The organism is Microbacterium sp. CFBP 8801 (genome assembly GCF_014839455.1).
In the GTDB taxonomy this organism is placed as follows: domain Bacteria; phylum Actinomycetota; class Actinomycetes; order Actinomycetales; family Microbacteriaceae; genus Microbacterium.
This window is the reverse complement of record NZ_JACYNU010000004.1, coordinates 152,635-167,739: the sequence shown is the minus strand read 5'-3', so window position 1 is coordinate 167,739 and position 15,105 is coordinate 152,635. Positions and strand designations below refer to the sequence as shown.

Here is a 15,105-nt window from a genome sequence, read left to right as displayed (position 1 = left end):
GTACGAGCGTCGGGAGGTCGGGGCGTCGGTCGTTGCGGTGAGAACGACGAAGCCCGCCTCGCGAGACGCGGGGCGGGCTTCGTGGTGATGCGGGGTGTGCCGGAACTCAGAAGTCCCAGTCGTCGTCTTCCGTCGCCTCGGCCTTGCCGATGACGTACGACGAACCCGACCCGCTGAAGAAGTCGTGGTTCTCGTCGGCGTTGGGCGAGAGGGCCGACAGGATCGCGGGGTTCACGTTCGTCACCGACGACGGGAACATCGCCTCGTAGCCGAGGTTCATCAGCGCCTTGTTGGCGTTGTAGTGCAGGAACTTCTTCACGTCTTCGCTGAGTCCGACCGAGTCGTACAGGCTCTGCGTGTACTGCACCTCGTTGTCGTAGAGCTCGTACATGAGCGAGAAGGTGTAGTCCTTGAGGTCCTGACGACGTGCCTCATCGACCGTCTCGAGTCCGCGCTGGAACTTGTAGCCGATGTAATACCCGTGCACGGCCTCGTCGCGGATGATGAGGCGGATCAGGTCGGCCGTGTTCGTGAGCTTCGCCCGGCTCGACCAGTGCATCGGCAGGTAGAAGCCCGAGTAGAACAGGAACGACTCGAGCAGGGTCGAGGCGACCTTGCGCTTGAGCGGGTCGTCGCCACGGTAGTAGTCCATGACGATGCGCGCCTTCTTCTGAAGGAACTCGTTCTCGGTCGACCAGCGGAACGCCTCGTCGATCTCTTTCGTCGAGCACAGCGTCGAGAAGATCGACGAGTAGCTCTTGGCGTGCACCGACTCCATGAACGCGATGTTCGTGTAGACGGCTTCCTCGTGCGGGGTGAGCGCATCGGGGATGAGCGAGACCGCGCCGACCGTGCCCTGGATCGTGTCGAGGAGCGTGAGCCCCGTGAACACGCGCATGGTGAGCGTCTGCTCTTCGGGGGTGAGCGTGTTCCACGACTGGATGTCGTTCGACAGCGGCACCTTCTCGGGGAGCCAGAAGTTGTTCACCAGACGGTTCCAGACCTCGAGGTCCTTGTCGTCTTGGATGCGGTTCCAGTTGATGGCCTGCACGTGGTTCAGCAGCTGCAGCTTTTCAGCCATGGCGTTCCTGCGTCCTCTATCGGTGGATGGTCAGCGGCTCAGAGCATGCACGAGACGCACTCGGTCATGTCGGTGCCCTCGAGCGCCAGCTGACGCAGACGGATGTAGTAGATGGTCTTGATGCCCTTGCGCCACGCGTAGATCTGGGCCTTGTTGATGTCGCGGGTGGTGACGGTGTCCTTGAAGAACAGCGTCAGCGACAGGCCCTGGTCGACGTGCTGCGTGGCCGCGGCGTACGTGTCGATGACCTTCTCGTAGCCGATCTCGTAGGCGTCCTGGTAGTACTCCAGGTTCTCGTTCGTCATGAACGGAGCCGGGTAGTAGACGCGACCGAGCTTGCCTTCCTTGCGGATCTCGATCTTCGAGGCGATCGGATGGATCGAGCTCGTGGAGTTGTTGATGTACGAGATCGACCCGGTCGGCGGCACGGCCTGCAGGTTCTGGTTGTAGATGCCGTGGGCCTGCACCGAGGCCTTCAGCTCACGCCAGTCGTCCTGCGTGGGGATCTGCACGCCCGCGAACAGCTCGGTCGCCTTCGCCGTCTGCGGCACCCACACCTGGTCGGTGTACTTGTCGAAGAACTCCCCCGACGCGTACGTCGAGTTCTCGAAGCCGTCGAAGGCCGCGCCACGCTCGATGGCGAGGCGGTTCGATGCCCGCAGCGCGTGGAACAGCACCGTGTAGAAGTAGATGTTCGTGAAGTCGATACCCTCTTCGGAGCCGTAGTACACGTGCTCACGAGCGAGGTAACCGTGCAGGTTCATCTGGCCGAGGCCGATGGCGTGCGAGCGGTCGTTGCCGTCTTCGATCGAGCGCACCGAGGCGATGTGGCTCTGCACGCTCACGGCGGTGAGGGCGCGGATCGCGGTCTCGACCGTGAGGCCCAGGTCGCCGCCGTCCATCGCCAGGGCGATGTTCATCGAGCCCAGGTTGCAGGAGATGTCCTTGCCGATGGTGTCGTACGAGAGGTCTTCGTTGTACGTCGTCGGGGTGTTGACCTGCAGGATCTCGGAGCACAGGTTCGACATGTTGATGCGGCCGGCGATGGGGTTCGCCTTGTTCACCGTGTCTTCGAACATGATGTACGGGTAGCCCGACTCGAACTGGATCTCGGCGAGGGTCTGGAAGAACTCGCGCGCGTTGATCTTCGTCTTCTTGATGCGCGGGTCGTCGACCATCTCGCGGTACTTGTCGGTGACCGAGATGTCGCCGAACGGCTTGCCGTAGACCTTCTCGACGTCGTACGGCGAGAAGAGGTACATGTCTTCGCCGTTCTTGGCGAGCTCGAACGTGATGTCGGGGATGACGACACCCAGCGAGAGCGTCTTGATGCGGATCTTCTCGTCGGCGTTCTCACGCTTGGTGTCGAGGAAGCGCAGGATGTCGGGGTGGTGGGCGTTGAGGTACACCGCACCGGCACCCTGGCGGGCGCCGAGCTGATTGGCGTAGCTGAAGCTGTCTTCGAGGAGCTTCATCACGGGGATGATGCCCGAGGACTGGTTCTCGATCTGCTTGATCGGCGCACCCGACTCGCGGATGTTCGACAGCAGGAGGGCCACGCCGCCGCCGCGCTTCGACAGCTGCAGGGCGGAGTTGATGCCGCGGGCGATCGACTCCATGTTGTCTTCGATGCGCAGCAGGAAGCACGAGACGAGTTCGCCGCGCTGCGCCTTGCCGGCGTTGAGGAACGTCGGGGTGGCGGGCTGGAAGCGTCCCGAGATGATCTCGTCGACCAGCTGCACCGCGAGACGCGGGTCGCCGTCGGCGAGGGCGAGGGCGGTCATGACGACGCGGTCCTCGAAGCGCTCGAGGTAGCGCTTTCCGTCGAAGGTCTTGAGCGTGTAGCTCGTGTAGTACTTGAACGCGCCGAGGAAGGTCTCGAAACGGAACTTGGCGCCGTAGGCGCGGTCGTTGAGCTCCTGGATGAAGTCCATCGAGTACTTCGCGAGCACGGTCGGCTCGTAGTACTCCTTCTCGACGAGGTAGTCGAGGCGCTCCTTGAGCGAGTGGAAGAACACGGTGTTCTGGTTGACGTGCTGCAGGAAGTACTCCCGCGCCGCCCGCTTGTCGGCATCGAACTGGATGTTGCCGTCGGCGTCGTACAGGTTCAGCATCGCGTTCAGGGCGTGGTAGTCCAGCCCCTCGAAACGGGCCTCGGTCTTGAATTCCGCCTTGAAGTGCACGTCGGTCAGTTCAGCTTCCACCATCGTTCCAATCCCTGGGTGACGCGCTCGACGTCGTCTGGCGTGCCGAATACTTCCAGCCGGTACAGGTGCGGCACGGTGCACTTGCGGCTGATGATGTCGCCGGCGAGGCAGAATGCGTCGCCGAAGTTCGTGTTCCCCGCGGAGATGACGCCGCGGATGTTGCGTCGGTTCCGCTCCTCGTTGAGGAAGCGGATGACCTGCTTGGGGACCGCGCCCTTCTCGACGCCCCGGCCGGCACCCCCGCCATAGGTGGGGGTGACCAGCACGAAGGGTTCGTCGACGTGGAGGGGCGGATCGATCGGTCGCATCGGAATGCGCACGGCCCGCTTGCCGAGCTTCTCGATGAAACGTGCGGTGTTGCCCGACACGCTCGAGAAGTAGACCAGCAGCGGAGCCTCGGTCGCCGACAGGACAGCGCTCATGACGGGAGTCGTCGAGGCTGTCGAGGGATCAAGCGAGGCGCGAGGCGAGCTCATCGATCTTGTCGGGACGGAAGCCCGACCAGTGGTCCTCGTCGGTGATGACGACGGGGGCCTGCAGGTAGCCGAGCGACTTGACCTGCTCGAGTGCCGACGGGTCTTCTGACAGGTCGAGCACGTTGTATTCGATGCCCTTCGAGTCGAGCGCACGGTAGGTCGCGGTGCACTGGACGCAGGACGGCTTGGTGTAGACCGTGATCGCCATGTTGTCTCTCTCTCCCCTGAAAATTCTTCGTCCGAGCAAGCAGGGCTAGCCGGGACCTCAATACTACATATGGGGACCGACATCGGAAGTCACCACAAGGGGTAGTAGTTACATCCGTGTGATTTTCCACCGCCTCTCCCCATGTACAACACAGGTTGTCCACGATTTCATCCACAGATCCCACTCCTCTCCGAAGCCGTTCGACCGGCGCGATTCCGCGGTTGTTAACAGCGGCGCGCCGACTTGTCCACAGATCGGACGCTAGCGAGGGGTTCCGACATTGCACAGGTCGGCCGATCCACTCTCCGGCGTGTCGCGGGCGTGTCGCCCCGGTGGGCCCTTCCCCCTCGTCGCCCGGGGTCGGAACACCGCCGTTCCCCGATGTCGGAGGGGGGAGATAGCGTTGTGCGGTGGCCGGCTACCGCGAACTCCTCCAGACCCCCGGCGTGGGTCGCATCATCGCCGCACAGTTGACGGCGCGTTTCCCCAACGGCATGACGAGCCTCGCCGTTCTGCTGCACATCGAGCACGTCACCGGCTCCTATGGGGCCGCGGGCCTGGTCCTCGCCGCGACCAGCATCGGGCAGGCCGTCGCCGGTCCCGTCACGAGCCGCTGGATGGGCATCTGGGGCATGCGCCGGGTGCTCTCGGTGACGCTCCTCGTGTGCGCCGCCGCCATCGCCACGCTCGCCCTGATCGAGATGCCCCTGCCCCTGTACATGGTCCTGGGCCTGGTCGCCGGCCTGTCGACTCCGCCGGTGCAGTCGGCCGTGCGCACCATCTACCCCAAGATGGTCCCGTCGAAGCAGCTCACTCCCCTGTATTCGCTCGACGCCTCCCTGCAAGAGATCATCTGGGTGCTCGCGCCCGTGCTCATCACCCTCGTGGCGACCCAGGTCGGCACCGTCCCCGGTCTGCTGCTCGTCGTCGTCATCCTGCTCGGTGGCGGTGCTTGGTTCATCCTCAGCCCCGAGGTCGGACGCGTGCGCATTCCGCGCAGCCGCCGCGGCCTCGGCCGGGTGCTCGGCAAGCCGCCGGTCGTTCTCGCGACGGCGACGGGGTTCCTGCTCATCGGCGCCTGCGCCGCGGTCGAGGCGGGTGTCGTGGCGACGTTCGACCACGGCGGCCTCGAGGCGGGACTCATCCTCGCCGTCTTCGCCGTCGGCAGCCTCGCGGGCGGGCTCTCGTTCGGCCACATCCCCATCGGTCCCTGGGCCATGGCCCGTCGCTTCGCGATCGTCGCGCTCGGACTCTCGCTCACCGTCTTCTCGCTCAACGCGTGGTGGATCGGCGCGACGCTCCTCGTCGCCGGCGCGGGCATCGCCCCGGCGCTCGCGGTGATGTTCGCGATGACCTCGGCGAGCGTGCGGTTCAGCGAGACCGCCGAGGCGTACGGCTGGATCAGCACGGGGCAGCTCATCGGAGCCGCCGCGGGCTCGGCCGTCGCCGGCTTCCTCGTCGACGGCATCGGCCCGCAGGGGGCCTACGTCGCCGCGGCCGCGTTCGCCGTCGCCGGGTTCATCGTCGCGGCGGTGTTCGTGCGCGGCTTCCCCGACCTGCGCCACCGCGACTCGAGCCCCATCCCCGACACCGAGCCTGTCGAGACCATCACCTGAGCCCGGATGCCGCATCCCCGGCATCCGTCGCCCTCACCGGCGCACGTTCACCCTGCCCGCGCGGGTCACGCATCCGGCGCGGGCTCCCCGGCCAGCGCGAGCTCCCCTGCCTGCGCCGACTCTCTGGCCCGCTCAGGTCTCGGCCGTCGCGAACTCCGCCTCCGGCGCGGGACGAAGGGAGGACCAGGGACGAAGGGAGGGCGAGACACCGGCATCCCCTCCTCCGTTCGTCCCTCACCCTCCGCTCGCCCCACACGCGAACGCCTGCACTCAAACGCACGGACGCAGCTCACCCGCACGCGAACACGCGCAACTCGACCGCACGCAATCCGCCCGCACGCGAAAGCCCCGCACCCAAACACCCACACGCGAACGCCCGCGCCCCACACACCCCCGCGTAGACGCCGCTACGCCGACGTCACTGCGTCCGCCGCAGCAGCTCCAACACGGCGAGCGCGTACGCGTCGGCCGGCTCGGGGTGGTCGAAGACGAGCGAGGCGCCCGCGACCGAGATCTCGACCTCGTAGGTGTCCGACAGTCGGCGCAGCGACCGGAAGGTCGCCCTCAGCAGCTCGCGCAGCTGCGACTCCGACGGCAGCCACAGCGCTTCCTCGGTGGCGACGGAGTCCAGCGCCCACTCCGTCGTGCCGTTGAATGCGAGGATGCGCCCGGTCGGATAGTCGCGGGGTTCGACGGTCATCTCGCTGACTGTGAAGACGTCGGCCTCGAACTCGGGCTCGTCGAGCTGGAAACGGTCGCCGGAGCGGGGATGCCACACCAATCCCGCCTCGCGCAGGGCCAGGGCCATCTCGGTCGAGATCATGGCATCCATTCTGGGGGCCGTCGCGCGATGCCGGGCCGAAGCGTGCACGCGGACGCGATCGATTCCCCCTGACGCCATGCGTCTCCGCGCGCTCCGGCGAGCGCGAGCGACGAGCAGAATGGATGCCATGACCTCCCCCGTCACCCTGCCCCGCCTGTCGTGGGGCGATCCCCGCGGACCGCGGGTGCTGCTCGCGCACGGTCTCGGCTCCGACGGCGCCCTGATGTGGCGGTACGCCTCGGCGTTGGCCGACGCGGGATGGCACGCCGTGGCCGTCGATCTGCGCGGACACGGTGACGCCCCGCGCACCCTCGACTACCGCATCGACGCGTACGCCGCCGACCTGTCGGGCACGGTGCCGGCGGGCGGGGGCGCGTGGGACGCGGTGGTCGGGCATTCCCTCGGCGGGGCGGCCGCCACGGTGGCCGCCGCGAACGACCGTTCGTGGACGCGTCGACTCGTGCTCGTCGACCCCGCGATCCGGTTGTCCGACGACGACCGCGCGATCGTCAGAGCGAGTCAGGAGCAGTCGTTCGCCGACCCGAGCGAAGAGGCCGTGCGCGCGGCGCATCCCACCTGGCATCCGATCGACGTGGAGCTGAAGGCGCGGGCGACGCGGCGCGCGAGCCGGTGGGCCGTCGAGCAGACGAGCACGCAGAACGACATCTGGGACGTCCGCGCGCAGGCCGCCGCCCTCGCTTTGCCGACGCGCATCATCGGCGCCGACCCCGCCGTGCACTCGATCTTCACCGGTGACCTGGCCGCCGAGGTCCTGCAGAACCCGGTCATCACCCTCGAGATCGTCGCGGGGGCGGGGCACTCACCTCACCGTGATCGCCCCGAGGCCGCGATCGCCGCCCTTCTCGCCGCGCTGGCGTGACAGGCCCCGGTGACGACGGCCGGAGCGGCGTCGGATCGTGCTGCAGCTTTCGGCACCCGCTGCCACCCCGCCCGCGATGTCGGCGCACCCGAGCAGAATGGATGCCATGACCCCGTTCGATCCGGCGCAGTACCTGCCCGATGACCTCCTCGCGCGCATCCGCGAGCGGGCCGTGGTGCACGACCGCGACAACACCTTTCCGCACGACGACCTCGACGAGCTGCGCGCGGCCGGGTATCTCGGCATCCTGGTGCCGGCGGAGCTCGGCGGCGCGGGACTGACCCTGGCCGACGCGTCGGTGCTGCAGCAGCGCCTGGCGGGGGCCGCCCCGGCGACCGCGCTCGCGATCAACATGCACCTGGTGTGGACCGGGGTGGCGAAGGTGCTGCGCGATCGTGGGATCGACGACCTCGAGTTCGTCCAGCGCGGGGCCGCCGCGGGCGAGGTGTTCGCCTTCGGCATCAGCGAGGCCGGCAACGACCTGGTGCTCTTCGGCAGCGACACCGACGCCGTCCCCGACGGCGACGGTGGGTATGCCTTCACCGGCACGAAGATCTTCACCTCGCTCTCGCCGGTGTGGACCCATCTGGGCGTCCACGGGCTCGACACCACGTCGCCCGACGCACCGAAGATGGTGTTCGCCTTCCTCGACCGTGACGAGGCCGTCGTCACCCGCGACGACTGGGACACCCTCGGCATGCGCGGAACGCAGAGCCGCACCACCGACCTGCGCCACGCCCGCGCATCGGCCGACCGCGTCGTGCGGCGCATCGATCCCGGACCGCAGCCCGACGCCCTCGTCTTCGGCATCTTCGCCGTCTTCGAGATCCTGCTCGCATCGGTCTACACGGGCATCGCCCGGCGCGCGCTCGACCTCGCGGTCGAGGCGGCGACGTCGAAGCGGTCGAAGAAGACGGGCACGACGTACGCGAACGACCCCGACATCCGTCGACGCGTCGCCGGAATGGCGATCGCCTACGAGGCGCTGCCCCCGCAGCTCGCCGCCCTGAGCGCCGACGTCGACGCGGTGGTCGACCACGGCTCCCGGTGGTTCTCGCTGCTGGCCGGCGTCAAGCACCGCGCCGTCACCATGGCCAAGTCGGTCGTCGACGATGCGGTCCTCGTCGCCGGCGGATCGGCGTACTTCTCGCGCACCGAGCTGAGCCGCCTCTACCGAGACGTCCTCGCCGGCATGTTCCATCCCTCCGATCCCGAATCGGCGCACTCCACCGCCGCCTCGGCCTGGCTCGGGCCGGTGACCGCGTGATGGCCCGCACCCCGTCGACCCTGCTCAGCCCGGCCGACCAGGAACGCCGCCGCGCGCTACGCGTGATGAAGGGCGTCGCCCTCGGTGCGCTGCTGGGCATGGCGGTCATCTTCGCGATCTCGTTCTCGCTGCAGCGCGAAATCGAGTGGATGCAGTACGTCCGCGCCGCGGCCGAGGGCGGAATGGTCGGTGCACTGGCCGACTGGTTCGCCGTCACGGCGCTGTTCCGGCATCCGCTGGGCCTTCCCATGCCCCACACCGCGATCATCCCCCGACGCAAGGACGAGATCGGCAAGCAGCTCGGCGAGTTCGTCGAGACCAACTTCCTCGAGGGCGACGTCGTGCGCACGAAGCTCGAGTCCACGCCGCTCGCCGCCCGCGCGGGAGCCTGGCTCGCCGAGCCCGCGCACGCCGACCGCCTCGCCGCCGAGGGCGCGACGCTCGCGACCAGCGTGCTCACGGCACTGAGCGACGACGACGTTCAGACGCTCATCGAAGACCTCGCCCGCGAGCACCTGCTCTCGCCCGACTGGGGCCCCTCGATCGGCGGGTGGCTCGAACGCGTCGTCGGGTCGGGCGCCCACCACGGCGCCGTCGACCTCGCTCTCGACAACATCGCCGTGTGGCTCGGCAACAACCGCGAGGTCTTCGACGGCCTCGTCTCGCGCCGCATGCCGACGTGGGTGCCGAGCATGGCCACGCGACTCGTCGACGACACCGTCTACCGCGAGGCCGTGCAATTCGTCGACGCCGTGCGCGCCGACCCGCGGCACCAGGCTCGCGGGGCGATCGACGGCTACCTCCGCCGCCTCGCCGACAACCTGCAGCACGACCCCGCCACCATGGTGCGCCTCGAAGAGGCCAAGGCCTCGGTGTTCGACAGCCCGCGCGTGCGTCAACTCGCCGCCGATGCCTGGAACACCGCGAAGAGCGGACTGCTGCGCGCCCTCGCCGACCCCGAGAGCGCCCTGCGCCGCCGGGCCTCGGCCGCCCTCGCCGAGGTCGGGAGCCGCCTGCAGCACGACGAGACCCTGCAGAAGCGGGTGGACGGGTGGGTGACCGACGCCGCCGTGTTCGTCGTCGGGCGCTACCGCCACGACATCGCCTCGATCATCACCGACACCGTCGAACGGTGGGACGCCGAAGAGACGACCGAGAAGATCGAGCTCATGGTCGGTCGCGACCTGCAGTACATCCGCTTGAACGGCACGATCGTCGGCGCCCTCGCGGGCCTCGCGATCTTCACGATCGCCCACCTCGCATGGGGCTCGTGAGTGTCTCGTGTTGTCTCCCGGCAGCCCGGCGTGAGGCTCCGGCCGCGGGGCGGAGAGGGCCGTCGACTCGAGGCGGCCCGGCGCGAAGGTCCGGGAGCGGGGCCGCGACGGCCGTCCTCCGGCGGCGCGGCGCACAGCTCCGACGACCGTGCCGTGACGGCGATCGCGTCGCACCGCCCGTCGGGGTCACCGGGTGGGTAGCCTGGGGCGCGTGAGCGACGGTTCGGGGCTCGAGGTCCTCTTCACCTACGGCACGCTGCAGCTGCCCGACGTACAGCTCGACACGTTCGGCCGCCTCGTCGGCGGCGACGCAGACGCGCTTCCCGGATACCGCCTCGAGTGGACCGACATCGACGACGAGCGCGTCGCGCAGGTCTCGGGCCTCGACAAGCACCCGATCCTGCGGCACACGGGCGACGCGCACGATCGCGTGTTCGGTCGCGTCCTGACGTTGACCGCCGAGGAGCTCGACGCGGCCGACGAGTACGAGGTGTCGCTGTACCGCCGTGCCTCGGTCACCCTGGCGAGCGGCATCCGAGCATGGGTGTACGTGGCCGCATGAGCGCTCTGTCCCTGGGTCCGCTCCGGCCGCGCGCCGGCGACGTGTCCGTGCGCGCCGGCCGCACCGCGGGGCGACGACCCTCCCCCGCCTCACACCCCGGTGCCGCCAGCGCCGACACCGACCACGCCCGCACCGTGCGGCTTCCCGCGCTGTGCACGCTCGAACTCCTGCCCGGATTGGCGGAAAGACGATGATCCAACTCATCCTCGCGCGACACGCAAAATCGGACTGGGCCGACGAGGGCCTCGACGATCATGACCGCCCGCTCGACGACCGGGGACGCCGAGATGCGCCGGTCATGGCGCGCCGCGTGGTGCGTCAGGGCGTGCGCCCCGAGGTGCTGCTGTCGAGCACGGCACTGCGCGCCCGCCAGACCGCCGAGGCCTTCGGCCGGGCGTTCGAGGTCGACGTCGTCGAGCAGGCCGACCTGTACCTCGCCGACCCCGACCATCTGCTGGCCGCCGCCCGCGCCGCCGGCGTCGACGAGGTCATGGTGGTCGCCCACGACCCGGGCATGAGCGCGCTGGTGTCGCGCCTGGCTGATCGCGACGAGCGCATGGTCACGTGCGCCGTGGCCGTGTTCACCTGGCACGAAGGAACTTGGGACGACGTGGATGCCACCCCGCCCGACGAGTTCGAGCTGCTGACGCCCTGAGAGCCGCGGTCGGCCGCACCCGCGTACCCACCCGCCCTTCGCGCGGGGCACCTGCCGTCGTATCGGTCAGGCGCGACCTGATTCGATCCGCGCGAGGGCGGCCTCCGCAACGGCACCCGAGAGGACGAGGTCGGTGACGGCCTCGATCTCGGGAGAGACGAATCGGTCGGGTCCGGGGCCCGCGACCCGCGTGCGCACGAGGTCGCGCACGGCGCCGGTGGCGACCGCGGGGGCGAGCGGGGCGCGGAGGTCGAGGGCACGGCATCCGGTCATCACCTCGATGGCGAGCACACGGGCGAGCCCGTCGACGGCGCGACGGAGCTTGCGGGCACCGGCCCAGCCCATCGACACGTGGTCCTCCTGCATCGCGCTCGAGGGGATCGAATCGACCGACGCCGGCACGGCCAGGCGCTTGAGCTCCGAGACGATGCCCGCGGCGGCGTACTGCGCGATCATCAGGCCGCTGTCGACGCCCACCTCGTCGGCGAGGAACGGCGGCAGACCGTTGCTGCGGGCCACGTCGAGCGCGCGGTCGGTGCGTCGCTCCGACATGGATGCCACGTCGGCGACCGCGATGGCGAGGAAGTCCAGCACGTAGGCCACCGGGGCGCCGTGGAAGTTGCCGTTCGACTCGACGCGCCCATCGACGGTGACGACCGGGTTGTCGACGGCCGAGAGCAGCTCGCGGTCAGCGACGGCCGCCGCGTGCGCCACCGTGTCGCGGGCTGCGCCGTGCACCTGGGGCGCGCAGCGCAGCGAGTAGGCGTCCTGCACGCGCGTGCACTGCGGGCCCCGGTGGCTCGCGACGATCGGCGAGCCGGCGAGGAACGCCCGCAGGTTCGCCGCCGACGCGGCCTGACCGAGCTGGGGACGAAGAGCCATCAGGTCGGCGGCGAAGACGGCGTCGGTGCCCAACTGCGACTCGATCGAGATCGCGGCCGACACGTCGGCGGTCGTCAACAGCATGTCGATGTCGTGCAGGGCGAGCAGCAGCATGCCCAGCATGCCGTCGGTGCCGTTGATGAGGGCGAGCCCCTCTTTCTCGCGCAGGGCGAGCGGGGCGATGCCGGCAGCGGCGAGCGCCTCGGCGGCCGTCGTGGCGCGTCCTTCGCCGTCGCGCACCTCGCCCTCGCCCATGACCGCGAGCGCCACGTGCGACAGCGGGGCCAGGTCTCCCGAGCAGCCGAGCGAGCCGTACTCGCGCACCACCGGGGTGATGCCGGCGGTCAGCAGCGCCGCGTACGTCTCGACCACGGCGGGACGCACGCCCGTGCGCCCTGTCGCGAGGGTCTGCAGGCGCAGCAGCATCAGGGCGCGCACGACCTCGCGCTCGACCTCGGCGCCGGTGCCGGCGGCGTGCGAGCGGATGAGGCTGGCCTGCAGCTGGGCGCGCCGGTCCTCGGCGATGAACGTCGTCGCAAGGGCGCCGAAGCCCGTCGAGATGCCGTAGTGCGGCTGCGGGTCGTCGGCGAGCGCCTCGATGAGTGAGCGGCTGTCGGCGACCCGGCGCAGCGCCTCGGCGGCCACCTCGACGCGGGCGTCGTGACGGGCGACGGCGACGACGTCGCGGGGGGCGAGGGGGGTGGATCCGACGGTGACGCTCGAGTTCATGCCCTGATTCCATCGCGGCGAGGGCCCCGTGTGGCGGGGATCTGGCATCGTGTGTCTGTCATGCCAGACATTCCTGCCCCGCAGGTTCCCGCCGCCGACCAGACGCTGCGGATCCTCTCACTGCTCGCGCGCCAGCCCGGGCCGGTCGCCGCGCAGACGATCGCGACGACGCTCGGCATCCCCCGATCGAGCATGTACCACCTGCTCGCCACCCTCGAGCAGCACGGGTACGTCGTGCACCTGCCCGGCGACCGGCGCTGGGGGCTCGGCACCGCGGCCTTCGAACTCGGCGGCGGCTACACCCGGCAGCAGCCGCTCGCCCGCCTCGGGCGCCCGCTGCTCGCCGCCCTGTCGGACCGCGTCGGCGAGAGCGCGCACCTGGCCGTGCTCACCGGGCGCGACGTGCTGTACATCGTCGAGGAGCGCGCCCCGCGCCGCCCCGCGCTGGTGACCGACGTCGGGGTGCGCCTGCCCGCGCACCTCACCGCGACGGGACGCGCGATGCTCGCAGCCCTCCCGCGCGAGCAGGTGAGGGCGTCGTTCCCGGATGCCACGGCCCTCACGCAGCGACACGGTCTCGGTCCCGCGACCCCGCGCGCGCTGCGCGAGATGCTGCGCGACGTGCGCGCCGCCGGGTTCGCGAGCGAAGACGGCGAGGTCACCCCCGGGTTCCGTTCGGTGGCCGCGGCCGTGCGGGATCACACCGGGTGGCCCGCCGCTGCCGTGGCTCTCACCTGGCCGGCCGAGGGCGCGGAGCGCGACGCCGCCGCCCTCGCCGAGGCGGCTTCGGCGACGGCCGCGGAGCTGGCCCGCCGGATCGGCCGCCCCGGCTGAGGCTCGTCGCCCCGCCTCCCGGCCCGGCCCGCGCGAGTCCGGCCCGCGCGAGCTCAGTCCCCGCCCGCCGCCCCGCCCCGCACGACGCAAACCCCCGGTGAGTGTCCAAGACACGCTGCGCCCCGCCCCTCCCGGGCGGCGTGTCTCGGACACTCAACGGACTCGTGTCCGCAGCGGTCGCGCCGCAGCGCGGGCGAAGCGAGGCACGCCGCCGCGCGCCGTCCCGCCCGCCCGGCCGACGCACACCCCGTCGAGTGTCCAAGACACGCCGCACCCCGCCCCTCCCGGACGGCGTGTCTCGGACACTCAACGGTCTCGGCGTCCGCGCCACCGCGGGCCGGGCGTCCGCGCCCGTCATGCCACAGTCCGCCGAAGCGCGCCCCGCCCGCCGCCCCGCCCGCCACAAACCCTCCCGAGTGTCCAAGACACGCCGCACCCCGCCCCTCCCGGACGGCGTGCCTCGGACACTCAACGAGCCAGGCGTCCGCGCCACGCCGCGAGCCGGGCCGCCGCACCGCCGCACCGCCGCGCCGCCGCGGACGCGCCCGCACCACCGCAGCCCGGGCACCCGCGCCGCGCAACCCGCCCCGCGTCTCAGCGCACGACGAGCCGCGGCTCCACCAGCACGTGCGCGGCGCCGGCGACGGCCGCGCGGGGGGCGACGATGGTGCCGTTCTCGCCCATGAGCAGGTCGAGGGCTCCGGATGCCACCCGCTCGGGGAGCTGCTCGACGCTCGACAGCCCGAGAGCCTCGACCGCCGGGGTGTTGTCGAAGCCGACGATGACGATGTCGTCGCGCCCGGCGACGCTGGCGGCGAGATGGGCGCCGATCGCCAGGGAGTCGCTCGCGCAGACGATCGCGCCGATGCCGGGGGTGTCCGCCAGTCCCGCGGCGACGGCGTCGCGGGCTGCGGCGACGTTCTCTTCGACCGTCCACCGCACCGGCTGGCGCCCGGCGTCGGCGACGGCCTCGCGCCAGCCTCGCTCGCGTTCGTCGCCGGTGCCCGACCCGCGGGGCCAGCCGAGGAACGCCACCGGTCCCGCTCCGTGCTGCAGGGCGTGTCGCGTGGCGGCGCGGGTGCCCGCCGCGCCGTCGACGTCGACCCACAGGTGCGCGGGGGCTTCGACGTCGTCTTCTCCCCAGGGGCGACCGAACGAGACGAAGGGGAGGTTCCGCGCCGTCAGCCACCCGGTGCGGGGGTCGCCGTGGAACGTTCCGGTCACCACGACGGCGTCGACCTCGCCACCTTCGAGCAGGTCGCCGAGGCGCGCGATCTCTTCTTCCGGGGTGCGCGCGGCGTAGAGCAGGACGCGCATGTCGCGCTCTCCCGCCCGTTCGGTGAGGGCGTGCACGAAACGGTCGAGCACGACGCCCGAGATCCCCCCGGCATAGGGATCGAGGTGGATGCCGATGGTCGAGCTGCGGCGCGTGCGCAGACGCCGGGCCGCGGCGTGCGGCCGGTAGCCGAGCTCGGCAATCGCGGCCTCGACGCGCAGCCGCGTCGACTCGCGCACGATGTCGGGGGTGTTCACGACGTTCGAGACGGTCTGGCGCGAGACGCCCGCGACACGGGCGACGTCGTCGACGGTGGGCGCCTTCGCCATGCGACC

General features: G+C 70.4%; 15 protein-coding genes. 8 read left to right on the top strand and 7 right to left on the bottom strand.

Going from position 1 to position 15,105, the window contains the following annotated elements; genetic code table 11:
* Positions 1-106 precede the first annotated feature (106 nt).
* From nrdF to nrdH, 4 genes are read right to left on the bottom strand one after another with little or no spacing between them, the layout of a single operon-like run.
* Positions 107-1,081: a class 1b ribonucleoside-diphosphate reductase subunit beta gene (nrdF, locus tag IFR11_RS06995; protein ID WP_055838028.1), complete on the bottom strand. Its 975-nt coding sequence runs from the start codon at positions 1,079-1,081 to the stop codon at positions 107-109.
* 38 nt (positions 1,082-1,119) lie between these two features.
* Positions 1,120-3,288, bottom strand: coding sequence for a class 1b ribonucleoside-diphosphate reductase subunit alpha (gene nrdE, locus IFR11_RS06990; protein WP_055838031.1), 2,169 nt, complete (start codon positions 3,286-3,288; stop codon positions 1,120-1,122).
* Complete coding sequence (gene nrdI / locus IFR11_RS06985; RefSeq protein ID WP_055838034.1) at positions 3,270-3,710, bottom strand: class Ib ribonucleoside-diphosphate reductase assembly flavoprotein NrdI; 441 nt, start codon at positions 3,708-3,710, stop codon at positions 3,270-3,272. Before nrdI ends, nrdE begins: the two co-directional genes overlap by 19 nt.
* A 28-nt stretch (positions 3,711-3,738) precedes the next feature.
* Positions 3,739-3,972 carry a glutaredoxin-like protein NrdH gene (gene nrdH, locus IFR11_RS06980; RefSeq protein ID WP_055838040.1) on the bottom strand — a complete coding sequence of 78 codons (234 nt, stop codon included), beginning with the start codon at positions 3,970-3,972 and terminating at the stop codon, positions 3,739-3,741.
* Between the two features lie 410 nt (positions 3,973-4,382).
* Here nrdH and IFR11_RS06975 point away from each other — a divergent pair, with 410 nt between their 5' ends.
* Complete coding sequence (locus IFR11_RS06975) at positions 4,383-5,588, top strand: MFS transporter (RefSeq protein WP_055838043.1); 1,206 nt, start codon at positions 4,383-4,385, stop codon at positions 5,586-5,588.
* Between the two features lie 418 nt (positions 5,589-6,006).
* Here IFR11_RS06975 and IFR11_RS06970 read toward each other — a convergent pair whose 3' ends face one another.
* Positions 6,007-6,411 (bottom strand): hypothetical protein, encoded by a 405-nt coding sequence (locus IFR11_RS06970; RefSeq protein WP_055838046.1) that lies wholly within the window; start codon positions 6,409-6,411, stop codon positions 6,007-6,009.
* 127 nt (positions 6,412-6,538) lie between these two features.
* On the opposite strand from IFR11_RS06970, the gene IFR11_RS06965 reads away from it, so the two are divergent.
* From IFR11_RS06965 to IFR11_RS06940, 6 genes are all read left to right on the top strand, one after another.
* Entirely contained in the window at positions 6,539-7,291 is a 753-nt protein-coding gene (locus IFR11_RS06965; protein WP_191915680.1) for an alpha/beta fold hydrolase, read from the top strand.
* Between the two features lie 106 nt (positions 7,292-7,397).
* A complete protein-coding gene (locus IFR11_RS06960) occupies positions 7,398-8,558 on the top strand; it encodes an acyl-CoA dehydrogenase family protein (RefSeq protein WP_055838050.1) in 1,161 nt (386 codons plus the stop codon).
* A complete protein-coding gene (locus IFR11_RS06955) occupies positions 8,558-9,832 on the top strand; it encodes a DUF445 domain-containing protein (protein WP_191915679.1) in 1,275 nt (424 codons plus the stop codon). Before IFR11_RS06960 ends, IFR11_RS06955 begins: the two co-directional genes overlap by 1 nt.
* A gap of 211 nt (positions 9,833-10,043) precedes the next feature.
* Positions 10,044-10,394, top strand: a complete 351-nt coding sequence (locus IFR11_RS06950) for a gamma-glutamylcyclotransferase (protein ID WP_191915678.1) — start codon at positions 10,044-10,046, stop codon at positions 10,392-10,394.
* Positions 10,391-10,588, top strand: coding sequence for a hypothetical protein (locus tag IFR11_RS06945; protein ID WP_191915677.1), 198 nt, complete (start codon positions 10,391-10,393; stop codon positions 10,586-10,588). The genes IFR11_RS06950 and IFR11_RS06945 overlap by 4 nt, the downstream gene beginning before the upstream one ends.
* Entirely contained in the window at positions 10,585-11,049 is a 465-nt protein-coding gene (locus tag IFR11_RS06940) for a SixA phosphatase family protein (protein WP_191915676.1), read from the top strand. Before IFR11_RS06945 ends, IFR11_RS06940 begins: the two co-directional genes overlap by 4 nt.
* Before the next feature lie 66 nt (positions 11,050-11,115).
* Here the strand turns inward: IFR11_RS06940 and hutH are convergent, their stop codons facing one another.
* Entirely contained in the window at positions 11,116-12,660 is a 1,545-nt protein-coding gene (gene hutH / locus IFR11_RS06935) for a histidine ammonia-lyase (protein ID WP_191915675.1), read from the bottom strand.
* 60 nt (positions 12,661-12,720) lie between these two features.
* Here hutH and IFR11_RS06930 point away from each other — a divergent pair, with 60 nt between their 5' ends.
* The gene (locus tag IFR11_RS06930; RefSeq protein WP_191915674.1) at positions 12,721-13,494 is read left to right on the top strand and encodes an IclR family transcriptional regulator; all 774 of its coding nucleotides are present in this window, start codon (positions 12,721-12,723) and stop codon (positions 13,492-13,494) included.
* 594 nt (positions 13,495-14,088) lie between these two features.
* Here the strand turns inward: IFR11_RS06930 and IFR11_RS06925 are convergent.
* Positions 14,089-15,099 (bottom strand): LacI family DNA-binding transcriptional regulator, encoded by a 1,011-nt coding sequence (locus IFR11_RS06925; RefSeq protein ID WP_191915673.1) that lies wholly within the window; start codon positions 15,097-15,099, stop codon positions 14,089-14,091.
* Positions 15,100-15,105: the final 6 nt, after the last annotated feature.

Bases quoted from the DNA above. Each gene is read 5' to 3' on its own strand.
- nrdF (WP_055838028.1), bottom strand. From the start codon at position 1,081: ATGGCTGAAAAGCTGCAGCTGCTGAACCACGTGCAGGCCATCAACTGG.
- nrdE (WP_055838031.1), bottom strand. From the start codon at position 3,288: ATGGTGGAAGCTGAACTGACCGACGTGCACTTCAAGGCGGAATTCAAG.
- nrdI (WP_055838034.1), bottom strand. From the start codon at position 3,710: ATGAGCGCTGTCCTGTCGGCGACCGAGGCTCCGCTGCTGGTCTACTTC.
- nrdH (WP_055838040.1), bottom strand. From the start codon at position 3,972: ATGGCGATCACGGTCTACACCAAGCCGTCCTGCGTCCAGTGCACCGCG.
- IFR11_RS06970 (WP_055838046.1), bottom strand. From the start codon at position 6,411: ATGATCTCGACCGAGATGGCCCTGGCCCTGCGCGAGGCGGGATTGGTG.
- IFR11_RS06965 (WP_191915680.1), top strand. From the start codon at position 6,539: ATGACCTCCCCCGTCACCCTGCCCCGCCTGTCGTGGGGCGATCCCCGC.
- IFR11_RS06960 (WP_055838050.1), top strand. From the start codon at position 7,398: ATGACCCCGTTCGATCCGGCGCAGTACCTGCCCGATGACCTCCTCGCG.
- IFR11_RS06955 (WP_191915679.1), top strand. From the start codon at position 8,558: ATGGCCCGCACCCCGTCGACCCTGCTCAGCCCGGCCGACCAGGAACGC.
- IFR11_RS06945 (WP_191915677.1), top strand. From the start codon at position 10,391: ATGAGCGCTCTGTCCCTGGGTCCGCTCCGGCCGCGCGCCGGCGACGTG.
- IFR11_RS06940 (WP_191915676.1), top strand. From the start codon at position 10,585: ATGATCCAACTCATCCTCGCGCGACACGCAAAATCGGACTGGGCCGAC.
- hutH (WP_191915675.1), bottom strand. From the start codon at position 12,660: ATGAACTCGAGCGTCACCGTCGGATCCACCCCCCTCGCCCCCCGCGAC.
- IFR11_RS06930 (WP_191915674.1), top strand. From the start codon at position 12,721: ATGCCAGACATTCCTGCCCCGCAGGTTCCCGCCGCCGACCAGACGCTG.
- IFR11_RS06925 (WP_191915673.1), bottom strand. From the start codon at position 15,099: ATGGCGAAGGCGCCCACCGTCGACGACGTCGCCCGTGTCGCGGGCGTC.